The sequence below is a fragment of the Shinella sp. M27 genome (assembly GCF_049199905.1).
In the GTDB taxonomy this organism is placed as follows: domain Bacteria; phylum Pseudomonadota; class Alphaproteobacteria; order Rhizobiales; family Rhizobiaceae; genus Shinella.
This window is the reverse complement of the sequence record NZ_JBLZPK010000048.1, coordinates 20,217-26,274: the sequence shown is the minus strand read 5'-3', so window position 1 is coordinate 26,274 and position 6,058 is coordinate 20,217. Positions and strand designations below refer to the sequence as shown.

6 protein-coding genes and 3 pseudogenes are annotated in these 6,058 nt (G+C 61.9%); 7 read left to right on the top strand and 2 right to left on the bottom strand.

From position 1 onward, the window contains the following. The first annotated feature begins 137 nt into the window (after positions 1–137). Positions 138–1,046 (top strand): LysR substrate-binding domain-containing protein, encoded by a 909-nt coding sequence (locus tag ACOZK4_RS18910; protein WP_421593207.1) that lies wholly within the window; start codon positions 138–140, stop codon positions 1,044–1,046. Between the two features lie 29 nt (positions 1,047–1,075). Here the strand turns inward: ACOZK4_RS18910 and ACOZK4_RS18905 are convergent. Then, positions 1,076–1,654 (bottom strand): annotated as a pseudogene (locus tag ACOZK4_RS18905) (SDR family NAD(P)-dependent oxidoreductase); the annotation flags it as partial. On the opposite strand from ACOZK4_RS18905, the gene ACOZK4_RS18900 reads away from it, so the two are divergent. The 4 genes and pseudogenes from ACOZK4_RS18900 to ACOZK4_RS18885 form a co-directional block, all read left to right on the top strand. Then, complete coding sequence (locus ACOZK4_RS18900) at positions 1,580–1,735, top strand: hypothetical protein (RefSeq protein WP_421593206.1); 156 nt, start codon at positions 1,580–1,582, stop codon at positions 1,733–1,735. The pseudogene ACOZK4_RS18905 and the gene ACOZK4_RS18900 overlap by 75 nt on opposite strands. 215 nt (positions 1,736–1,950) lie before the next feature. After that, a pseudogene (locus ACOZK4_RS18895) lies at positions 1,951–2,701 on the top strand (ABC transporter ATP-binding protein); the annotation flags it as partial. 20 nt (positions 2,702–2,721) lie between these two features. Further along, positions 2,722–2,910 carry a hypothetical protein gene (locus ACOZK4_RS18890; RefSeq protein ID WP_421593205.1) on the top strand — a complete coding sequence of 63 codons (189 nt, stop codon included), beginning with the start codon at positions 2,722–2,724 and terminating at the stop codon, positions 2,908–2,910. 73 nt (positions 2,911–2,983) lie between these two features. Continuing rightward, positions 2,984–3,376 (top strand): annotated as a pseudogene (locus tag ACOZK4_RS18885) (inositol monophosphatase family protein); the annotation flags it as partial. A 257-nt stretch (positions 3,377–3,633) separates the two neighbouring features. On the opposite strand, the gene ACOZK4_RS18880 reads toward ACOZK4_RS18885, so the two are convergent. After that, positions 3,634–4,071, bottom strand: coding sequence for an Lrp/AsnC family transcriptional regulator (locus ACOZK4_RS18880; RefSeq protein WP_313529548.1), 438 nt, complete (start codon positions 4,069–4,071; stop codon positions 3,634–3,636). Positions 4,072–4,190: 119 nt separating this feature from the next. Between ACOZK4_RS18880 and rocF the strand changes: the two genes are divergently transcribed. Both rocF and ACOZK4_RS18870 read left to right on the top strand, forming a co-directional pair. Further along, complete coding sequence (gene rocF, locus ACOZK4_RS18875) at positions 4,191–5,111, top strand: arginase (protein WP_421593204.1); 921 nt, start codon at positions 4,191–4,193, stop codon at positions 5,109–5,111. Positions 5,112–5,136: 25 nt separating this feature from the next. Further along, positions 5,137–6,058 (top strand): ornithine cyclodeaminase (locus ACOZK4_RS18870; RefSeq protein WP_421593203.1); only part of this gene is annotated, 922 nt, incomplete at its 3' end.

Sequence of the window (6,058 nt, the reverse complement as noted above, 5' to 3'; positions counted from 1 at the left end):
ATATTACATCGTCTGTCCGGTCGATCGCGCGAACGACCCCGTCCTGCGCGCCTTGGCCGATCGTATCGTCGAGCAGTTGCGGCCGGGGCGGGACCAGAATGCCTGATCCGGTAAACATCAACTGAGGAAAGAAACCGATGGCGCTGCCACCCCTTCATGCATTTCGCGTCTTCGAAAGCGTCGCGCGACTCGGCAATGTCGGTGCGGCGGCAGCGGAGCTGCATGTGACGCCAGGCGCCGTCAGTCAGCAGATCCGCGCACTCCAGGTATCGCTTGGCGTCGACCTCTTTCAAAAGCGCGGCCGGCAACTGGCGCTGACCCCGAGCGGAAGCCAGCTCCAGCGCTCGGTGGCAAGTGCGATGGACGCGATCCAGACCGGTGTGCGCCAACTCTCGGCGCATAAACATGGCGCGGCAAAGCAGGCGCTCACCATCTCCATCCCGCAGGTGCACGGCGTCGCCTGGCTCGCGACTCGGCTTTTCACCTTCATGGCGGAAAGCCCGAATTTTCAGTTGAAGGTCCTTACCTCCAGCCATTTTCACGGCGTCGACTGGCGCAAGACGGATGTCGCGATCGTCTACGGCATGCCGCCATGGCCGGGCTTCTGGTGGCGCCTGCTGCATGGCATCCACATGACGCCGGTTTGCAGCCCACAGCTCCTGCGCGGGCCGAACGCCATCCGTCAGCCTTCAGACCTCGCCTATCACAGGCTTCTGCATGAGGATGACGGCTCGCAGTGGCGGCGTTGGCAGGCTGAAGCAGGCATTCCCTACGCGGGTGAGTCCGACGTACATTTCGACGACTTCGGCATCGTGCTTCAGGCCGCCAGAGATGGCTTTGGCGTGGCGCTGAGCGACGAGGTCGTGTCCGCGCGCGATCTCGACGAAGGCCGGCTGGTGCAGCCGCTGCACCTAAGTGTGCCGGCCCTTCACAACTACTATTGCATCTGCCCAGATGCGAAACGAGAAACCACCGAGGTCAGCTCCTTCATCAACTGGCTCATCGAAGAAGCGGCGTCACCCCCAGGTTCGCAGGTCGATCCTTAAACACAGCGTGATAGGCCCCGATAGCTCCATTACGCGACCGCCTGTGCACCCGTGATCTCCACCAGTGATCCGCACATGCGGCTTCGTCGGATGCGAGAAAGGCGACCAGAGCGGCGACCTCCTCGGGCTTGCCGATACGGCCGAAGCGAACAAATTTGTCGAGATCGGCGATGCGGCGACCGAAGTGCTTCACCTCGGCCTCCAGCATGGGCGTGTGGATTTCGCCGGGGCAGATGGCCTTTACACGGATCTTGTCCGGCGCATAGTCGCGAGCGAAGTTCTGCGTGAAGCTCGCCACGGCCGCCTTTGTGACGTTGTAGGCGATATGGTTCAGCGCCGGGCGGAGACCCCATTGTGAGGCCGTATTGACGATGGGACCGCCGCCAGCCGCAATCCATATGCGGCAACGCCGCCTGGCAGAGATGGAACATCGCATCGAGATTGACTGCGAAACTTAGCCGCCAGTCCTCCGGCATCGGCGTCAGCGACAGGAGATTGCCGCGGCGGTTAATGCCGGGATTGTTGCAGAGCACGTGGATATGCCCCTCCGTGGCGATGAAATTCTCGATAATCGACCGGCAGTCTTCGGCGGTCGCGATATTGCCGGCGTTTCTCTGCTTCAGAGCAAGCAGGATAACTACTCCGTCCTCGACGGCGACAAATTGGCATCCAATGGCGACAACGCCTAGTCGCCGCCGATGGCGCGCGCATCCGGGGCATCGAATCCGACCTGTCGGGCGAGATCCTGCCGGATTGGCAGGTGCCGGCGAGCTACGCCTGCGTAAGCCCGCATATTCCCGACGGTTTCGACCTCAATGTCGGCTTGCCGCGGCACACCGCAAAGCTCTTCACCGCCTACCGCCTGCCGGGCGGCTGGGGAAAGCTGACGATCGGTGGTGAGAACATGCGTAAGTCGTTCGGTGCCTTTACCGCCATTCCCGGTCTTTCGCTTACCATCGAACCGGGTACGCTCGTCAACTTGCTCGGTCCGTCGGCTGCGGAAAGACGCGACCCTCGGAATGCTCGCCGGCCTCGAAAATCCGAGTGCTGGAAAAATCCTCATCGGCGGCAAGGACGTCACCATGCTTCCGGCCAATGAGCGCGATGTCTCGATGGTCTTCCAATCCTACGCATTGTTCCCTCATATGAATGCGCGCGACAAAGTCGCCTATGGCCTCGAATCGTCGGGGCTCTCCAGAAAAGAGGCGCTCGTCGGTCTCGCCGGCATGGGTCATCACCTGCTGGCTGAACTGTCCGGTGGCCAGCAGCAGCGCGTCGCCGTCGCCCGCGCGCTGGTTCTGGAGCCGCAGGTGCTGCTGCTCGACGAGCCCCTGTCGAAACTCGACGCCCGCCTGCTTCGAAAGGTACGCACGGACATTCGCGAATTGCAGCAACGCCTCGGCTTCAGCGCCGTCTATGTCACGCATGATCAGGACGAGGCGCTCGTCGTCTCCGACGGTATCATCGTCATGAAGGATGGCAGGTCGCCCAGCCCGGTGCGCCACGCGACCTCTACGAGGCCCCGGCTTCCGCCTTCATCGCCGATTTCATAGGCGAGGCAAATGTCATCGCCTGCTAGGTTGAGCATAGGCGGGCAGCAGGCGACGATCCGCATCGGCGCTCTGGAGCATAGGGGTCCGGCGGGTCGGGCTAGGAAATCATCGAGACGCAACCCATGATCCTTGCACATTCGACCTCACCCGAAAGTGCCCTCGACACCCGCTTTGCATTGGCACGCGCCATTGTGCACAAGGCCGGTGCGATGGCGTTCGACTATTTCAACCGACGGTACGAGCTGATCATCGAAACAAAGCGCGATATCCAGGATGTCGTCTCGATTGCCGACCGCAATGTGGAAAGCTGATCGGTAAACGTGTCGCAGCGCTTTTCTCGGAGGATGGCTTTCTCGGCGAGGAGTTCGGCCATACGGCCGGCACATCCGGCTATACTATCCCTGGATCGTCGATCCCATCGATGGTGCGGCACCCTTCGTCAACGGCACGCCGAACTGGTGCGTCTCGATCGCCGTGCGGCATGTTGGCGAACCCATCGCCGGCGTCATCGGCGCGCCCTGCCACAACGAAATCTACGCCGCCGCCGGTAAGGGCATGAAATTGAACGGCAAGACGCTGACGGTCGATCCGTCGCGCACGATCCGAAACGCGCTGACGGGCATCGGCACCAATTCCTATGCGACACCGGATTTCGTTGCCGGCATCGTCGGGCGGCTCTTGGCGGAGGGCGGCAATTTTATTCGCAATGGTTCCGGCGCGCTGATGCTCGGCTATGTGGCGGCGGGTCGGCTCGTCGGTTACTTACGAACCCTACATGCATGCTTGGGATACCTGGCGGGCTATTGCGTCGTGAAGGAGGCCAGTGGATTGCACCATTCTTCCCGACGCAGAGTGAGAACCTCACCAAGGGTGCGCCGGTCGTCGCGGCCGGACCGGGCGCTCTACGGATATGGAAAAGCTCGCGGGCTTTGTGTGACGGCAGCATCGGTGACCTGCAACGTCAACGTGCCCCCCGTTCGGGCTGATCTATACACCCATGGCGCAAGCCCGCTTGAAGCCTCGCTATCGTGGGCTCAGAGCTTTGCCTTCGTCGAACGTGGCGTAGACAGGAGGATGCTTGTCTCGCTTCCGGTTATCCCAGGAACCAGGCGGATCTTTCGCAGGACGGCATCGAACTCGGTCAGACTTGAGGCGCTGAGTTCCACCAGTAGGTCCCAGCGGCCGTTGGTGGTATGGATTTGCGAAATCTCCGGAAAGCCGCCCAATGTGCGGATTACGCGATCGGTCACGTGACCCTCGATCTCGATCATCATCACCCCACGCACGACATCTTCGAGAGCATCGGCGCGCAGCATCACGGTGTAGCCGAGGATGGTTCCATCCTGCTCCATTCTTTCGATGCGCGCGCGGACCGTTGCGCGTGACGTACCGATTTCAATTGCAAGATCCGATACGCTGCGGCGTCCGTTGCCGCGCAGAAGCGTTACGATCTGCCGGTCGAGATCATCCATATCAAATTGGCTCCATCAGTTTCCATCTTGCGAAGATTGGCATCCCGATATGCCAAAATGCAATATTCAAGCTGCCATTCAACACATCTAAGATTTCCCTGACAACACGGGAGTAGCATATGGATTGCACGCTTATCGGTGCCCCCCTGCAAATCGGCGCGGGGCAGCTTGGCTGCGAGATGGGGCCGAGTGCGCTTCGCATCGCCGGCCTGCGCACGGCGCTTGAGGAACTCGGCCATACGGTCAAGGACACCGGCAACCTCACCCCCCGCCCCTTCGGCGACATGCCCCATCCCAATAAGGCCGTGCATCACCTTGGCGAAACGGTCGCCTGGGTCGAGGCGCTGTCGGCCGCGGCCTATGAGCACAGCGGGACCGGCATGCCGATCTTCCTTGGCGGCGACCACGCGATTTCCGCGGGCACGGTTCCGGGCCTCGCGCGCCGCGCCGCAGAGCTTGGCCGGCCTCTCTTCGTGCTCTGGCTCGACGCCCATACCGATTTCCACAGCCTGGAAACGACCGTCAGCGGCAATCTGCATGGCACGCCGGTTTCCTATTATACCGGCCAAACCGGTTTCGACGGCTACTTCCCCGCTCTGGCGCATGCCGTGCCGACGGAAAATGTCTGTATGATCGGCATTCGCTCGGTCGATGCCGCCGAACAGGCGGCCATCCGCAAGACCGGCATTACCGTGCACGACATGCGCGTGATCGACGAACATGGCGTGGGCGTGCTGGTGCGCACCTTCATCGAACGGGTCCGGGCCGCAAACGGCCTGCTGCACGTCAGCTTCGACGTCGATTTTCTCGAGCCGGAAATCGCACCGGCCGTCGGCACGACGGTGCCGGGCGGCGCGACGTTCCGCGAGGCGCATCTGATCATGGAGTTGCTCCATGACAGCAACCTCGTGACGAGCCTCGATATCGTCGAGCTCAATCCGTTCCTCGACGAGCGCGGCAAGACCGCCAAGCTGCTTGTCGATCTCGTTGCCAGCCTGATGGGCAAGCGGGTGATGGATCGCCCGACGCTCGCGGGCTGAATAGCTGTTCTTGGCTGGAGGGAAAATGAACACTGATCCGAAATTGAACGTCGTGCCGTTCGTCAGCGTCGACCATATGATGAAGCTGGTGCTGAAGGTCGGCATCGACCGGTTCCTGACGGAGCTGGCCGCGACCATCGAAGAGGACTTCCGCCGCTGGCCGGTCTTCGACAAGACCCCGCGCGTCGCGTCGCACTCCGAGGAAGGCGTCATCGAGCTGATGCCGACGAGCGACGGGACGCTCTACGGCTTCAAATATGTCAACGGCCACCCGAAGAACACGCGCGACGGCCGGCAGACCGTGACGGCCTTTGGCGTGCTGTCGGATGTCGGCAACGGTTATCCGATGCTGCTGACGGAAATGACGATCCTGACGGCACTGCGCACGGCGGCGACCTCGGCTGTCGCGGCGAAATACCTGGCGCGGCCGAACGCCCGCACCATGGCGATCATCGGCAATGGCGCACAGAGCGAATTCCAGGCCCGCGCCTTCAAGTCTCTGCTCGGCGTGGACAAGCTGCGCCTCTACGACATCGACGCGTCCGCAACCCGCAAATGCGCGCAGAACCTCACAGGTCTCGGCTTCACCATCACGGAGTGCTCTTCCGTGGAAGAGGCCGTCGAGGGTGCCGATATCATCACCACCGTGACCGCCGACAAGCAGTATGCGACGATCCTGTCGGACAATCATGTCGGCCCCGGCGCGCACATCAATGCGGTTGGAGGCGATTGCCCCGGCAAGACCGAACTGAGCAAGGATATCCTGCTGCGCTCGGACATCTTCGTCGAGTACCCGCCGCAGACGCGCATCGAGGGTGAAATCCAGCAGCTGCCGGCCGAGCATCCCGTCATCGAACTCTGGCAGGTCATGACCGGCCAGACGGAAGGCCGCAGGAGTGCCGACCAGATCACGCTCTTTGATAGCGTCGGCTTTGCCATCGAGGATT

Coding starts and splice junctions, on each gene's coding strand:
- ACOZK4_RS18910 (WP_421593207.1), top strand. CDS start 138: ATGGCGCTGCCACCCCTTCATGCATTTCGCGTCTTCGAAAGCGTCGCG.
- ACOZK4_RS18890 (WP_421593205.1), top strand. CDS start 2,722: ATGATCCTTGCACATTCGACCTCACCCGAAAGTGCCCTCGACACCCGC.
- ACOZK4_RS18880 (WP_313529548.1), bottom strand. CDS start 4,071: ATGGATGATCTCGACCGGCAGATCGTAACGCTTCTGCGCGGCAACGGA.
- rocF (WP_421593204.1), top strand. CDS start 4,191: ATGGATTGCACGCTTATCGGTGCCCCCCTGCAAATCGGCGCGGGGCAG.